At 61.0% G+C, this 14,986-nt stretch carries 14 protein-coding genes; 7 read left to right on the top strand and 7 right to left on the bottom strand.

The genetic code is table 11. From position 1 onward, the window contains the following. The first annotated feature begins 17 nt into the window (after window positions 1-17). Complete coding sequence (gene recO / locus GKO01_RS07095) at window positions 18-785, top strand: DNA repair protein RecO (protein WP_099286441.1); 768 nt, start codon at window positions 18-20, stop codon at window positions 783-785. Here recO and GKO01_RS07090 read toward each other — a convergent pair. Beyond that, entirely contained in the window at window positions 779-1,255 is a 477-nt protein-coding gene (locus GKO01_RS07090) for a hypothetical protein (protein ID WP_099286440.1), read from the bottom strand. The two genes, recO and GKO01_RS07090, sit on opposite strands and share 7 nt — an antisense overlap. Between GKO01_RS07090 and parC the strand changes: the two genes are divergently transcribed. After that, window positions 1,232-3,439 carry a DNA topoisomerase IV subunit A gene (gene parC, locus GKO01_RS07085; RefSeq protein WP_099286439.1) on the top strand — a complete coding sequence of 736 codons (2,208 nt, stop codon included), beginning with the start codon at window positions 1,232-1,234 and terminating at the stop codon, window positions 3,437-3,439. The genes GKO01_RS07090 and parC overlap by 24 nt on opposite strands. A gap of 6 nt (window positions 3,440-3,445) precedes the next feature. Here the strand turns inward: parC and GKO01_RS07080 are convergent, their stop codons facing one another. Beyond that, on the bottom strand, window positions 3,446-4,168 hold the full coding sequence (locus GKO01_RS07080; RefSeq protein WP_099286438.1) for an arginyltransferase: 723 nt from the start codon (window positions 4,166-4,168) through the stop codon (window positions 3,446-3,448). Between the two features lie 131 nt (window positions 4,169-4,299). On the opposite strand from GKO01_RS07080, the gene cls reads away from it, so the two are divergent. After that, window positions 4,300-5,712, top strand: a complete 1,413-nt coding sequence (cls, locus tag GKO01_RS07075) for a cardiolipin synthase (protein ID WP_099286561.1) — start codon at window positions 4,300-4,302, stop codon at window positions 5,710-5,712. 6 nt (window positions 5,713-5,718) lie between these two features. On the opposite strand, the gene GKO01_RS07070 is transcribed toward cls, so the two are convergent. Continuing rightward, complete coding sequence (locus GKO01_RS07070) at window positions 5,719-6,345, bottom strand: endonuclease/exonuclease/phosphatase family protein (RefSeq protein ID WP_062029707.1); 627 nt, start codon at window positions 6,343-6,345, stop codon at window positions 5,719-5,721. Further along, on the bottom strand, window positions 6,342-7,421 hold the full coding sequence (locus GKO01_RS07065; RefSeq protein WP_099286437.1) for an AI-2E family transporter: 1,080 nt from the start codon (window positions 7,419-7,421) through the stop codon (window positions 6,342-6,344). The genes GKO01_RS07070 and GKO01_RS07065 overlap by 4 nt, the downstream gene beginning before the upstream one ends. A gap of 63 nt (window positions 7,422-7,484) precedes the next feature. Between GKO01_RS07065 and GKO01_RS07060 the strand changes: the two genes are divergently transcribed. Together GKO01_RS07060 and metC are read left to right on the top strand one after the other, a co-directional pair. Then, window positions 7,485-8,387 carry a sulfurtransferase gene (locus GKO01_RS07060; protein WP_244901367.1) on the top strand — a complete coding sequence of 301 codons (903 nt, stop codon included), beginning with the start codon at window positions 7,485-7,487 and terminating at the stop codon, window positions 8,385-8,387. 2 nt (window positions 8,388-8,389) lie between these two features. After that, window positions 8,390-9,601 carry a cystathionine beta-lyase gene (gene metC, locus GKO01_RS07055; protein WP_099286436.1) on the top strand — a complete coding sequence of 404 codons (1,212 nt, stop codon included), beginning with the start codon at window positions 8,390-8,392 and terminating at the stop codon, window positions 9,599-9,601. A gap of 3 nt (window positions 9,602-9,604) precedes the next feature. On the opposite strand, the gene GKO01_RS07050 is transcribed toward metC, so the two are convergent. The 3 genes from GKO01_RS07050 to GKO01_RS07040 form a co-directional block, all read right to left on the bottom strand. Next, complete coding sequence (locus tag GKO01_RS07050) at window positions 9,605-11,107, bottom strand: YifB family Mg chelatase-like AAA ATPase (protein ID WP_099286435.1); 1,503 nt, start codon at window positions 11,105-11,107, stop codon at window positions 9,605-9,607. Between the two features lie 48 nt (window positions 11,108-11,155). Beyond that, a complete protein-coding gene (gene serA / locus GKO01_RS07045) occupies window positions 11,156-12,406 on the bottom strand; it encodes a phosphoglycerate dehydrogenase (protein ID WP_099286434.1) in 1,251 nt (416 codons plus the stop codon). Window positions 12,407-12,545: 139 nt separating this feature from the next. Next, complete coding sequence (locus tag GKO01_RS07040; RefSeq protein ID WP_099286433.1) at window positions 12,546-13,334, bottom strand: inositol monophosphatase family protein; 789 nt, start codon at window positions 13,332-13,334, stop codon at window positions 12,546-12,548. Window positions 13,335-13,409: 75 nt separating this feature from the next. Here GKO01_RS07040 and GKO01_RS07035 point away from each other — a divergent pair, with 75 nt between their 5' ends. Both GKO01_RS07035 and GKO01_RS07030 read left to right on the top strand, forming a co-directional pair. Further along, complete coding sequence (locus GKO01_RS07035) at window positions 13,410-14,135, top strand: 3-deoxy-manno-octulosonate cytidylyltransferase (protein ID WP_167383444.1); 726 nt, start codon at window positions 13,410-13,412, stop codon at window positions 14,133-14,135. Beyond that, on the top strand, window positions 14,135-14,971 hold the full coding sequence (locus tag GKO01_RS07030; protein ID WP_099286432.1) for a prephenate dehydratase: 837 nt from the start codon (window positions 14,135-14,137) through the stop codon (window positions 14,969-14,971). The genes GKO01_RS07035 and GKO01_RS07030 overlap by 1 nt, the downstream gene beginning before the upstream one ends. The last annotated feature ends 15 nt before the right edge of the window (window positions 14,972-14,986 follow it).

Here is a 14,986-nt window from a genome sequence, read left to right as displayed (position 1 = left end):
GTGCGGAGGGATCAGGGATGGAATGGGAAGCGGCAGCACTGGTTCTGTCGGTCCGGCCTTATGGCGAGGGCAGTGCGCTGGTCCATCTGTTCAGCGAGGAACACGGCGTTTCGCACGGAATGGTGCGGGGCGGGACGTCACGTCGGCAGGCCTCCCTGTGGCAGACTGGCAATCTGGTTATGGCGCGCTGGAGGGCGCGGCTGGCGGACCAGCTTGGCACACTGACAGCCGAGCCCGTGCAGTGCGTAGCGGGGCGTATTCTGGATGCACCGCTCCAGCTTGAGATGGTGAGCAGTGCGTGCGCTCTGGTGGACGGAGCACTGCCGCAGGGTGAGGCGCATCCAGAATTGTTTATGCGGCTGGTGCGACTTCTGACGCTGATCAGTGTGGCCCCGGCTCCGGCCCCGATGGGCGCCTATCTGCGCTGGGAAAGCCAGCTTCTCGCCGGGCTCGGCTATGGGCTTGATCTTTCGGACTGCGCTGTGACGGGTGCGCGGGAAGATCTGGTGTATGTATCTCCCCGTTCCGGCCATGCCGTGAGTCAGAATGGCGCGGGAGAGTGGCGGGACCGGCTATTGCCCTTGCCCGCGTTGATGATGAATGAGGCGGAGGATGGGACGCCTGAGGACTGGAAAAACGGCCTTGCGCTGACAGGACATTTCCTGTCGCGCTGGGTCTTTGGTGTGCGACATCAGCCTTTGCCAGCAGCGCGGGAGAGGCTGGTCGATTATGTGCAGCGGCTGCAGGCCGCTCTCCCGGATAAGGCAGTGGATCCTACTCAGTAGAAAACGTGGCTGGGGCCGGGACGCAGGCCGCTGACGACATCCACGTCGGCCGTACTCGCCCAGACGGACCAGTCCCAGCCGGGATGCTGATTGATTTCGGCAGTCATGCGCTGTTCCTGCGCAAGATCGACCGGATGGCTGGCTTTGTAGGCGGCGTAGGCATTCTTGTCGCCCATATAGACGCAGCCACATGCGATGGGATCAGCGTAAAGCAGGATCGGTTGCCCGTTCTGCATGCGGTAGGCCAATGTGTCGGGGGGCAGGAGGTTCATCATGGCCCAGCGTGCCGTTGTGTCGGCCGGGTGTGCTGTAAAGCCTGCTAGCGCGAGAGACATCTCGGCTTTCTGGATCGGACGGTATGGTGAACAGGCGGCCGTGCCGACAAGGAGGACGCTGGACAGAAGGGCACGCCAGTGTCTAAGTCCTGCTCGAAAAAGGGGAGCGCTATGGGAACGGATCTGGCTGGTCATATCGAGGATACCAAGCTCGCTGAGGCTCTGAGCGAGCGATATATTGCGTATGCGATGTCGACAATCATGTCGCGTTCCCTTCCGGACGTGCGTGATGGCCTGAAGCCGGTCCACCGCCGCCTCCTTTATGCGATGCAGCAGTTACGCCTTGATCCCACATCAGGGTTTAAAAAGTGTGCACGTGTCGTCGGTGACGTGATCGGTAAATTCCATCCGCATGGCGACGCGTCCGTTTATGAGGCGCTGGTGCGTCTGGCGCAGGATTTTGCGGTCCGTTATCCGCTGGTCGAGGGGCAGGGCAATTTCGGCTCTATCGACGGCGATGGCGCGGCAGCCATGCGATATACCGAAAGCCGCCTGACGGAAGTGGCGCAGGCACTTTTGGACGGTATTCAGGACGATGCGGTCGATTTCCGCGCGACGTACGATAATGAAGATCATGAACCGATCGTACTTCCGGGAATGTTCCCGAACCTGCTGGCCAATGGCGCGGCAGGTATTGCCGTGGGTATGGCAACGAGCATTCCGCCCCATAATGCCGCTGAAATCTGCCGAGCCGCAAAACTTTTGATCGAAAACCCGGATGTGACGATCGCCGAACTGGTGGATCTGATGCCGGGGCCGGATTTCCCCACGGGCGGTATTCTGGTGGAGGAACGCGATTCCATCATTCGTTCTTACGAAACAGGACGCGGGAGTTTCCGGACCCGTGCGCGCTGGGAAGTCGAACAAGGTCGTTTCGGCACTTGGATGATTATCGTCACCGAGATTCCGTATCAGGTGCAGAAATCGCGCCTGATCGAGCAGATCGCGGACCTGATGGAGCAGCGCAAACTGCCGCTTCTTGGCGATGTGCGCGACGAGAGCACGACTGATATCCGCCTTGTACTGGAACCCAAGACCAAGGGCGTCGAGCCCGAAGTCCTGATGGAGACGCTGTTTCGCAATACGGCGCTTGAGAACCGTTTCAGTCTGAACATGAATGTTCTGGGCGGTGATCGCGTTCCGGGTGTGTTGTCTCTGAAAGAGGTTCTGCGGGCATGGCTGGACCATGTGCACGAAGTGCTGGTGCGGCGGTCGAATCATCGTCTGGCAGCGGTGCTGCGACGGCTGGAGATCCTTGAAGGTTTCCTCGCGGTTTATCTGAACCTCGACGAGGTCATCCGCATTATCCGCGAGGAAGACGAACCCAAAGCCAGCCTGATGGAGACGTTCAGCCTGACGGATATTCAGGCTGAAGCCGTGCTGAACATGCGCCTGCGCTCTCTGCGTCGGCTGGAGGAAATGGAAATCCGGCGCGAGCGGGACAAGCTTGCTGACGAGCAGAAGGCGCTTGAAACGCTGCTGGGTTCGGAGCGTCGGCGTTGGACGCGGATCTGTAAGGATCTGGATGGCACCATCAAGAAGTTCGGCTCCGGCCCGCTTGGGGACCGGCGGACGCTGATTGCGGCGGCACCGGAACCCATTGATATTTCCGCAGCATTGGAAATCGACCGTGAACCGCTCACGGTTCTGCTGTCTCGCGAAGGGTGGATCCGGGCGATGAAGGGCCATGGGCTTGATCCGCAGGGACATCGCTTCAAGGAAGGCGATGAAGGCTGGCTGTCGGTGGAATGCCAGAGCACGGACCGGCTGTGCCTGATCTCCAGCAGTGGCAAGGCCTATACCATCAAGGCGGCTGACCTGCCGCGCGGGCGCGGGTTCGGCCAGCCGTTCCGGACTGTGGTGGAGGTGCCGCAGGAAGACCGGGTTGTGACCCTTTTCCCGGTTTCAGACGAGGGACGTCGCCTGATCGCCTCTGCATCGGGGCGTGGGATGATCGTGTCCGAAGCCGGGCTTGTGGCGGAAAAGCGGACGGGCAAGCAGGTTTTCAACGTCAAGGACGGGGATGAGGTGTTTGCCTGTATTTCGGTGAGCGGCACGCATGTCCTGACGCTGGGGCAGAACAAGCGGGCACTGATTTTCCCGCTGGAACAGGTGCCGGAAATGACCCGTGGAGGTGGTGTCGCATTCCAGAAGCTCGGGGACAGCACATTGCGTGACATGCGGACCCTGACCCTGTCCGAGGGGCTGTTGTGGCAGGAAGGGCAGCGTGTTCGTGCAACAGCCGATCTGACCCCACTGGAAGGTCGCCGGGGAGCCGTGGGCCGCGCGGCCCCGCAATGGATGCTGCGTAAGGGCTAAGGGCAGTTAGGCCGGGAGTGTCCCGGCCAGCAGGCTCCAGTGCCCATCCCGAAAAACTTGGGCGGGCCCGAAGGCGGCTTTATACGCCATCTTTGGGCTTCCGGGGACGTAATAGCCCAGATATAGGTGCTCCAGCCCCATCCGGGCAGTCTGTTCGATCAGCCATAGGATCGAAAACGTCCCCCAAGATGCCGTCAAATCGTTGACATCATAGAACGTATAGACGGCGGACAGCCCATCCGATAGACGGTCAATCAGGCTGACGCAGACAAGCGGTCCATCGGGGCGACGGAATTCGGCCAGAAACGTCTCGACCGGCGTGTTGGCGATGAGTTCCACATAATCGCGCCAGCACATATGGGCCATGTCGCCATCGGGATGGCGGACAGCCTGATATATTTCAAACAAGCGGAACTGTTCGTCCGTGGGAACCGGAGGCACCATGTTGACGATAAGATCAGTATGGCGACTGCTGATTTTTTTCTGGGTCCGGGTCGGGGCGAACGTGGCAGCCGGAATGCGCATGGGCGTGCAGGCGCGGCAACCTACACAGACGGGCGCATAGGCGATGGCATGGCTGCGGCGGAACCCGGCCTGTGACAAGCGGTTATGTAAGGCAACGGCATCGGGGCCAGCCAGTTCGGTCAGAACCTTGCGCTCTGTCCGGTCGGGCAGGTAGGGGCACGGAGCCGGCGCCGTCGTGTAGAAGAGCTGTGGGCGGTGCTGCATGGGACGCTCTCCTTTTCAGATGACGGGCTGAAAGATGATCCTATCGCAAGGAGAGGGGATGGCGCATCCACGATCTTTGCGAAAGGATGGCGAAAGATGATCCGCGCGGATCGTCCATAACAGGGAAATTTATGCTGCACTGGACCATTTTCCATATTCTCGTGCAGATCCTGCGCTGGGTTCTTCCTCTTTTCGTGACGGTTCATGCCCTCGTTCACAAGCGGAACACGGCGTCCTGCACGGGATGGATCGGTATCTGCTGGATTGCGCCGTTTTTGGGTACGGTTCTGTATTTGATGTTCGGCATCAATCGCGTCCGGCGCCGGGCGCAGAAAATGGTGGACCGTCATTTGTGGGAGGGGCGCGATCCGCTGGCGCAGTACCGGCAGACCGTGGACGGGACTCTGGCGCCGCTTTCAAAAATGCTCGGCCGTCTGACGGAACGCCCCCTGATGCGCGGCAACTCCATCACCTGTCTGCATGACGGGGACAATGCCTATCCCGTGATGCTGGAGGCGATCGGGCAGGCAAAAACGTCGATCATCCTGTGCTCCTATATTTTCCGTGACGACAAGGTCGGCCAGCGTTTCGCAGAGGCGCTGGTGGCGGCCAAACAGCGGGGTGTAGAGGTCCGTGTTCTGGTGGACGGGATTGGGAGTGGTTATTTCCGCTGCGGTATCGAACGTCGCCTGCGACGTGAGGGTGTGGCCTGCGCGCGCTTTATGCACTCGGTCTGGCCGTGGCGCATGCCGTTCATCAACCTGCGCAACCATCGCAAGATTCTCGTAGTGGACGGCACTATTGGCTTCATGGGCGGCCTGAACATCGGCGAGGAGAACATGCTCCGCCTGCGGACGAAACTGCCGGTGGCGGATACGCATTTCCGTCTGCAAGGGCCGATCGTGCATCAGCTTGCAGTCGCGTTCGCGTGGGACTGGTCGTTCACGACGGGCGAAGAACTTCAGGGCGAGCGTTATCTGCCTGAGCCGCAGCCGGTGGGTGATGTGCCGATGCGGATCGTCACGTCAGGACCGGATACGGATCTGGAAAAGATCGAATATGGGATGTTGCAGGCTTTCTCACTGGCGCGGACCCATATCTGGGTGATGACGCCCTATTTCCTGACGGATGACCGCTTCTCGACAGAACTTGTTCTCGCGGCCCTTCGGGGGGTGGTGATTGACATTGTCGTGCCCAAAAGCAGCAATCACGCCCTGATAGATCATGCGCGGGACGCCAATCTGCGGCAGTTTCTGGATGCGGGCTGCCGCATCTGGATGGCGGACCCGCCGTTCAATCATTCCAAACTGATGGTCGTGGATGATGAATGGAGCTTTGTCGGGAGTGCGAATATCGATATGCGCTCTCTGCGACTGAATTTCGAGATCAATCTGGAAATCTATGATCGGGACGTGGCGAAAGAACTGGCCACATTCATGGAAACGCATCGCCGCAACCGGCTGACCCATCATGATCTTGACAGCAAGCCGTTCCTGATCCGGATGCGCAATAATGCTGTCAGGCTTTTACTGCCGTATCTCTGAGAGGTGTCAGGCGCCCAGCCTCAGGGTAACGCAGATGGGGCGATGATCTGAGCCGAAACGTGGCAGAGCGCGGGCTTCCATGCGCGCCAGTCCGCGCACGAGGCAGCGGTCCAACCGTAGGGGAAGATGGTTCAGCATCCGATGGGTCTTTTCCTGCGGACCGACATCGAGAAATCCGGGAAGCAGGACAGGGCCGACCAGATTGAAATCGCCCATGATGACGGCGCGGTGGCGCATATTGGTGCTGATGCTGCGAAGTTGCCGCCGGTTCAGCAACTGACCGTGAGACAGATGGACGTTGGCGAGCGAAAAGCTGCCGAAATCAATAAGCTGTGCTGTACGTTTGACCAGCAGACCTCGCGGCAGGCGGCAGAATGACGGCGGACGGGTGAAGGGCAGGCGGCTCCAGCAGGCCGTGCCATGCGGACGGCCGGGAAGCGGAATCCGGTCGTAATAGCCACCAAGGATTTCGGGGAGTTCGTCTACGGCCTCCTGTGCTTCCTGCATCACGACGATGTCCGGATTTTCCGCGCGGATGACGGTCAGAACGTCCTCAAGCGAGGCACCTTCCCAGCGATAGAGGTTCCAGCTCAGGATCTTGAAAGAGGCTCCGGATTGAGGAAATGCCGTCATTTCGGAGGCTCCGACAGATAGAGAGGGTTACGCCCGCGGTGATGGGGACCGGCGGCGAATTCGCTGGTCAGGGTATAGCCGACCGCCAGCAGGACGGGACCGAGGAAGATGCCGACGCCGCCGAAAGTCACGATGCCCCCCAGAACGCCGAGGACGGTCAGAAGATAGGGAAGCTGGGCGCCCCGGGCGATGAAGGCGGGACGGATGATGTGATCGGCACCGGAGATGATGAGAACGCCATAAGTCGCAAGAAACAGCCCATGCCCGACATGATGCGTCATGCCCAGCCAGATGGCGGCTGGCACCCAGACCAAAGGCGCACCGATCGGGAACACCGCGACGAAAGCGGTGATGCCCGCCAGCAGAACCGGCGACGGCACACCTGCTAGCATCAGGCCAATTCCTGTCAGCACGCCCTGGATCAGTGCCGTACCGAGGATGCCATAGACCGTTCCGCGCACGGTGCGGCCAATGATATTGATGAGCCGTGGCGTGGTCTGCGGGCCAGCGATACGGTCGATCAGGGCCGCAATGGTATTGCCCAGCGTATCGCCGTTCAGCCATAGAAAGAATGCGACGAACAACGCCATGACGAGTTCAGCGAGGCCGCTTGCGAGCCGCAGCAGAACTGTCAGGGTGAGATGCGCGATCTGCCCCGCATAAGGACGCAGAACTTCCGTCGCAAAAGCACCGACATCATGGCTGAAATGATGCCACGCATTCACGAGATGCGGGCCTGCCATGGGGATGCGGTTGATCCATTCGGGGGGCGGGTTCGCGCTGGTGACATGCAGGATCAGGGTGTCGATTTCCGAGATCGTGCCGGGAATGTCGTTGATGCCCGCGCTTGTCAGTACTGTCATCGGGACCAGAATGAACAATGCGCTCAGGGCCATCATGGCAAGGGCTGCCAGAACGGGGCGGACATGGCGGCGCATACGCCGATAGATCGGCCATGTCGTAAAGGCGAGAATTGCGGCCCACAGAATGGCCGAGAGAAACGGCCACAGGATAATGCCGCATCCATAGGCGATTCCCGCCAGTACCAAACCAAGGATAATCCGTTCGGTCGTCATGCGAGGATGCGCTCCTGTCTAAAAAGAGACGAACGACATGGATGGCATGACGGTGTGGGCTGCGTGCTCATTGAACGACACATTGGCACGCTCTGGCGCCGGGCGCATCCCTCGACCTATGGTGTGGTCATGACGATCTCGCCACTTGTTGATGCCGCGACCCTGATCTCCGAGGTCGGCCGGTTCATTCCCCTTGATGCCAGCGTGCTTTTGCCGGGGCAGAAGGGCGATCCCGATTCCGCATTTGTCGCGCAGCACCTTCCGGGTGCGCGACGATTCGATATCGACGTCTTTGCCGATCCGGAAAGTCCGCTCCCTCATACGGTGCCCGGCGCGGCCCAGTTCGCCCGGCTGATGGGTGCACTGGGCGTGAGCGAAGAGACGCCGGTCGTGTTCTATGACGGCCGCGGAAGCGTGGGCGCCTGTCGTGGACGGTGGCTTGCACGGCTCTTTGGGCATCGGAATGCGCGGATTCTGGATGGTGGTCTTGAGGAATGGCTGAAGGTGGGCGGTCCGGTTGAAATCGTTGCACCACCCGCAATCGAGCCGGCAATTTTTCGCTCCCGTCCTCGTTACGAGCTTCTGGCTGGCACGGGCGATGTGCGTCAGGCGCTGAAACGGCCCGATGCGCTGGTGTTGGACGCAAGAAGTTCGGGCCGCTTCGCCGCGACGGTACCAGAGCCCCGTCCGGGTGTAAGAGGCGGTCACATGCCGGGCGCGCAGAGCATGGACTGGACGCGCCTTGTGGACGGAAAAGGCCGTTTTCTGCCGCCGTCTGAACTTAAAGAGATTCTGGCGGCTGCCGACGGGCGCTCAGTCATTGCAAGCTGTGGGTCCGGCCTCACGGCTGCGACGATCGTCGCAGCACTGGCAATCGCAGGTTATGACGACGCGGCTTTGTATGATGGGTCCTGGGCGGAATGGGGGAGCGATCCCGACGCGCCGGTTGTGACGGGAGAGGCATGAGCATGAGTGATCTGGAACAGCAGGTGAGTGCGGGATGGAGCCGGATGGCGTCCATGCTGGTGCGGGAGGGACGCTCGCATGAGCTTCCCGAAACGGGGGAGTTCGTAAACGCGCCGGTCAGTCGGGGCTCGACGGTCCTGTTTCCGACGCTGGAGGCCATGAACAGGACGGACGGACGCAGCCACGCGCATAAGGCGGTGTATGGGGCGATGGGATCGCCGATCCAGCACCAGCTTGAAGAAATGCTCAGCCTGATCGAAGGCGGGACGCATACGCAGGTCGTCAATTCAGGTCTGGCGGCGTGTACGATGCCGCTTCTGGCGTTTCTCGGCTGTGGCGACCACCTGCTTCTGCCCGATTCGGTCTACGGTCCCACGCGACGTTTTGCAGAGACGATGCTTCAGCGGCTGGGCGTGGTGACGACCTATTATCCGCCCATGGCTTCACGCGCCGAAATCAAGGCGCTCATCCGCCCCGAGACGAAGGTTCTGTTTGCCGAAAGCCCGGGCAGTCATACGTTCGAGGTGCAGGACGTGCCGATGCTGGCCGAAGTGGCGCATGAGGCAGGGGCGTTGCTCATGCTGGACAACACCTGGGGAATCGGCGTGTTTCAGCCCTTCCTTCATGGTGTTGACGTCTCGGTTCAGGCTCTGACGAAATATCCCGCCGGGCATTCGGACGTCATCATGGGGTCGGTTACGGTCAATGACGAAGCACACTGGAAAACACTGCGGGATGCGGCAATCCAGATCGGCCAGTGTGCGGGTCCGGATGACTGCTGGCTGACGCTGCGCGGCTTGCGAACGATGGGCGTGCGGCTGGCGCATCAGGCGCGCTCGGCTCTGGACATCGCGCAATGGCTCAAAACGCGCCCAGAAGTCGCGCGGGTTTTGCATCCGGCGCTTGAAGACTGCCCGGGGCATGAGTTCTGGAAACGCGACTTTACGGGTGCCTGCGGGTTGTTCGGGGTGGAGCTTCAGCCGGGCATTTCCGTCGAGGCGACCGAACGGATGATCGATGGGCTGAGCCTGTTCGGGATCGGGGCGTCGTGGGGCGGTTATGAAAGCCTCGTCCTGCCGACGACCGGGCATATCCGGCGCGTCACGGGTGAGGGCGGCCCGACATCGGCAACGTTCCGCCTCCATATCGGGCTTGAAGACGTTGAGGACCTGAAAACCGATCTGGCGCGTGGACTAGATGGCCTTCAGTTCTGAACCTTAGCGGCGGCGGAACGTCAGGGCTTCAGCGACATGATGGCGCTGGATGCTCTGCGTTCCTTCCAGATCGGCAATGGTGCGCGACACGCGGATCAGGCGCGTGATGCCACGATTGGACAGGCGCAGCTTTTCGGCAGCCTGTTCGGCGAGAGAGCGGGCGTCATCGTCCATCTCCAGATCGTTCGGGGACGCCTGTGAGTTCGGAACGCCCTGACGGTCGATCTGACGTTTACGGGCGGTCTCAACCCGGGCGCGAACCGTGGCGCTGTTCTCGCCTTTCGGGGCTCGGCTGATCTCGATCGGAGAGAGCGGCTCGATCTGGACGCAGAGATCCATACGGTCGAGCATTGGGCCAGAAATCTTGGCCGTGTAATCCTCGCCACAACGCGGGGCCTTACGGCAGCTTCGCTCCAGATCGCCCAGATAGCCGCAGCGACAAGGGTTCATCGCAGCGATGAACTGGAAGCGCGCGGGATAAGTTGTGTGATGGGCCGCGCGGGCGATGGAAATGCTGCCAGTTTCGATGGGCTGACGCAGGGACTCCAGACAGGAGCGTGAAAACTCCGGAAGCTCGTCGAGAAACAGGACGCCGTTATTGGCAAGACTGACTTCGCCGGGCCGGGCTTTCGCGCCGCCTCCGACGATGGCGGGAAGACTCGCGCTGTGGTGCGGCGCACGATAGGGCGGTCGGACGATCAGTCTCCCATTCTGTAGGATGCCGGAGACACTGTGAATCCGGCTGGTTTCAAGCGCTTCTTCGCGTGTCAGATTGGGAAGAATACCGGGCAGACGGCTGGCGAGCATGGACTTTCCGGCACCGGGCGGTCCGCTCATGAGCATGGAATGCGCGCCTGCGGCGGCGATTTCCAGAGCACGCCGTCCAAGCGCCATCCCTTTGACGTCCGCCAGATCCGGCCCGTATTCGACCACCTGTACGGTGGGCAGCGGTGCCGGGGACAGGATCTGTTGTCCCTGAAAATGGGAGACGAGAGCGGCGAGCGTCGGTGCCCCGAGAACATCCGTACTACCATTCCCCCAGCGTGCTTCCAGAGCCTGCGCAGCCGGGCAGATCAGACCAAGTTCTTCCGCCACGGCACCAATTGCTGCCGAGAGAACACCTGCAACGGGGTTGATCCGCCCATCCAGCGAGAGTTCGCCAACGGCGGCATATGCCGAGACCGCCTCAAAAGACAGAACGCCCATAGCGCAAAGCAACCCAAGTGCGATGGGCAGATCGAAATGTGCGCCTTCCTTAAGAAGATCGGCGGGCACGAGATTGACGAGAATGCGTTTGGGCGGGAGCGCCAGTCCCATGGCTGTTAATGCAGCACGGACACGTTCGCGGGCTTCCCCGACAGATTTGTCCGCCAGTCCTACGACGAGAAACGCCGGAAGTCCGCTGGACACCTGAACCTCGACCTTAACCGGAACGGCTTCGATGCCCGAGAAGGCAAAGCTCTGAATACGGGCGAGGGCAGGTGTATGCGGGCTAGGACTCGTCATGCGCTAAATCCTAGCCCGAAATTATTTCCCGTTGGTTAACAGAAAATCTCAGGCGCGCTGGTACAGCAGACGGGCACGAAGTGTGCCATCCAGTGCCTTAAGGCCGTCCAGCAGCGTCGTGTCCATGTCAGAGCCTTCTGACTCGGCTTCGACGACGACATATCCCACTTCGCCATCCGTCTGGAGGTATTGGGCGGTCACGTTGCAGTTGTGTGCGGCGAACAGATCGTTGATCTGGCGCATGATGCCTGGTCGGTTGGCGTGGACATGCATGAAGCGCGTGCCGCGCGGGCGTTCGGGAAGCTGGACGCTGGGGAAGTTGACCGACCCGATCGTGGAGCCCACGTCGGAATAGTCGACCAGCTTACGCGCCACTTCAACGCCAATGCGCTCCTGCGCTTCCATGGTGGAACCGCCGATATGCGGCGTGAGAATGACATTCTCCAGACCCTGAAGGGGGGATTTGAACTCTTCGCCGGCCTTCTTGGGCTCGACGGGGAACACATCCACACCCGCGCCCATGAGATGGCCGTCCTTGAGGGCCGCGGCGAGGGCGTCGAGGTCCACGACATTTCCGCGCGCGTTGTTGAGCAGGATGGAATTGGGCTTCATGGCCCGGATTTCCGTCTCTCCGATCAGCAGATCGGTCTCCGGCGTCTGCGGGACGTGGAGGCTGACGATGTCGGACTCGGCCAGCAGGTCATGCAGGGTCGGAACGGCGATGGCATTGCCGTGCGGCAGACGGGGCATCACGTCGAAATACAGAACGCGCATCCCGAAAGCCTCGGCAAGGACGGAAAGCTGCGATCCGATGGAGCCGTAGCCGACGATACCGAGCGTCTTGCCGCGGACTTCCCAGGCATTGGTGGCGGATTTGTCCCAGCCGCCCTTGTGGCAGGCTTCCGAGCGCGACGGGATGCGGCGCAGCAGCATGACGATCTCGCCCATGACCAGTTCGGCCACGGAACGGGTGTTGCTGAAAGGCGCGTTGAAGACGGGAATACCGAGCATGCGGGCAGCATTCAGATCGACCTGATTGGTGCCGATGCAGAAGCAGCCGATGGCCATGAGGCGGTCTGCGGCTTCAAGGACGTCCTGTGTGAGCTGCGTCCGGCTGCGGATGCCGACCATATGCACGCCCTGAAGGGCCTCTTTCAGCGCATCGCCTTCAAGCGCGCCCTTGACCCGCGTGACCTCTGCGTAGCCCTCTGCGGCGAAATGGGAAGCGGCGCTTTCGTGAATGCCTTCCAGAAGAAGAATGCGGATCTTGTTCTTGGGGAGAGAGAACTGCGTTTCCATAAATCCGTCCCGGTCATGAACCGGAAGGCTCCGGTTTCAATTCAAACTGGTTCACCAGATCTGGCCGTGACCAGACCGGCCCCGGCTGCTGTCTGCCGCCACGTTCGCCGGGGCCCCCTCCCTAGCCGATCAGCAGGTTTCAGGAAAGATGGTGCACGAGTTCGGGAAGCAGGGTTGCGTCTCCGCAGGCGAGGACGGTGCCGTCACTTTCGAGCGTCAGCCTCCCGCCCTGCCAGTCCGTAATGCGGCCTCCAGCACCTTCCACAACCGGAACGAGCGCACCCCAGTCCCATGGATTCATGGTGCATTCCGCAATGACGTCGATCTGACCAAGCGCAAGGAGGCCGTAAGCGTAGCAGTCTCCGCCCCAGGACGTGCGGCGGGTGTGTTTCTGCAGGTTGGCAAAACGTGGCGCATGACTGGCGGTCATGATTTCCGGAGCGGTGCAGGACAGCTCTGCTTCGGCGGCTTTGGGGCAAGGACGGGTGCCGATCGTGCCAGGCAGGCGATCGGACAGAAACTGCGTAGGTCGTCCCGACACACCAATCCAGCGTTCCCCGGTTACGGGCTGGTCGATCAGCCCGAGCACAGGACGACCTTTATGGAAAAGGGAAATGAGCGTGCCGAAAGTAGGACGACCGGTTAGGAAGGCACGGGTGCCGTCAATGGGATCAAGAACCCAGAGCCAGTCGCCATTCGTGCCACTCATGCCGCTTTCTTCCCCGAGAATGGCATGTTCCGGCAGACGCTCTGTGAGAATGTCGCGCATGGCCTGTTCCGCCTGACGATCCGCGATGGTGACGGGGCTGTCATCGGATTTCGCATCGGCACGCAGAGACGTCCGGAAATAGGGCAGAACGGTCTTGCGGGCGATATCCGCGCAGGCCGTTGCGGCATCAATGGCACTTTGCAGCACGTTTTCAGTCATGATTTGTGTCTATTCCTGTCCTGTAAGCGCTGCATGCGATTGACGCCCGTGGTGGCGGGCGGCATCAGAGGAGCCATGCATCCGATCATCGTCATTCCCTCCAGACTTGCTTCCACCCGTCTGCCGCGCAAGCCCCTCGCTGACATTGGTGGCGTTCCCATGATCGTCCGGGTCGCCCGTCAGGCTCTGGCCGCACAGATCGGCCCTGTAGTTGTGGCGGCGGGAGACGAAGAAATTCTGGAGGCCGTCAAAGGGATAGCCGGCGTAAGGGGCGTGCTGACCGACTCGGATCTGGCAAGTGGGTCCGACCGTGTTCATGCCGCTTTGGCGGACGTGGACCCTGATGGCGTTCATGATGTGGTTATCAACCTTCAGGGCGATCTGCCTCTGATTGCGCCTTCCAGCCTGACCGCCGTTCTGAAACCGCTTGAAGATCCGGCGATCGATATCGGAACACTGGCCGCTCCTGTGACGAGCGATGCCGAGCGCGATGCTGCGCAGGTCGTCAAGATTGCGTGTGATTTTGACGGGGCGGATGTGACGCGGGCACTGTATTTTTCGCGTCTGCCCATTCCATGGGGTGACGGGCAGTATTGGCATCATGTGGGCGTCTATGCCTGGCGACGGGCCGCGCTGAGGCGCTTTGTGGCTCTTGCGCCCTCTACTCTGGAGCGTCGGGAAAGTCTTGAACAGCTTCGTGCGCTACAGGCTGGCATGACGATCGGCTGTGCAAGGATTGACCATGCCCCCCAAGGGGTGGATACGCCTGCTGATCTTGAGCATGTGAGAGGGTTGGTCTGATGCCGGTCATTGCATTTCAGGGCCGTCCGGGCGCCTATTCCGATCTGGCCTGCCGTCAGGCGCGCCCGGGCTGGACAACGCTGCCCTGTCCGACCTTCGCCGACGCGATTGACGCCGTGCATGATGGCCGTGCTGATGAGGCGCTATTGGCCTGCGAAAACACGCTCGCCGGGCGCGTGCCGGACATTCATTCGCTGCTGCCTGACGCCGGGCTTCATATTGTCGGGGAATATTTCCAGCGCGTGGAGCATTGCCTTCTCGGTGTGCCGGGAGCGACGATCGAAGATATCCGGCGCATTCACACGCATCCAGTCGCTCTGGGGCAGGTTCGCAAGTTGGTCAGCGAGCTTGGCGTAGAGCCAGTGGTGCAGTTCGACACGGCGGGCGCGGCTGAAATGGTCGCTCAGTGGGGACGGAAAGAAGACGCGGCCATTGCTTCTTCTCTCGCAGCAGATCTTAACGGACTGACGGTGCTGCGGAGCAATGTGGAAGATGCCCCTCACAACACGACGCGCTTTTATCGTGTCTCCCGCAAGCCTTGCATTCCTTCACCCGAACGCACAGATGTTCTGACGACGCTCCTGATGCGGGTCGGAAACTGTCCGGGGGCGCTCTATGCGGCGTTGGGTGGATTCTCCCGGCATGGTATCAACATGACGCGGATCGAAAGTTACATGCTGGACGGCTCGTTCACGGCCACGCAGTTCCTGATGGATGTCGAGGGGCATCCCGAGCAGGCGGCACTGGCCAGTGCGCTCGCAGAACTGGAGCAGGTCAGTGATGATCTCAGAATTCTGGGTGTTTACCCAAGCAGCCTCTCACGGCACGCCGCGTGACGGCAGGACAGGAAC

Source organism: Gluconobacter kondonii, assembly GCF_002723995.1.
In the GTDB taxonomy this organism is placed as follows: Bacteria; Pseudomonadota; Alphaproteobacteria; order Acetobacterales; family Acetobacteraceae; genus Gluconobacter; species Gluconobacter kondonii.
The sequence above is the reverse complement of the archived record's forward strand: the minus strand, read 5'-3'. Positions and strand labels throughout refer to the sequence as shown.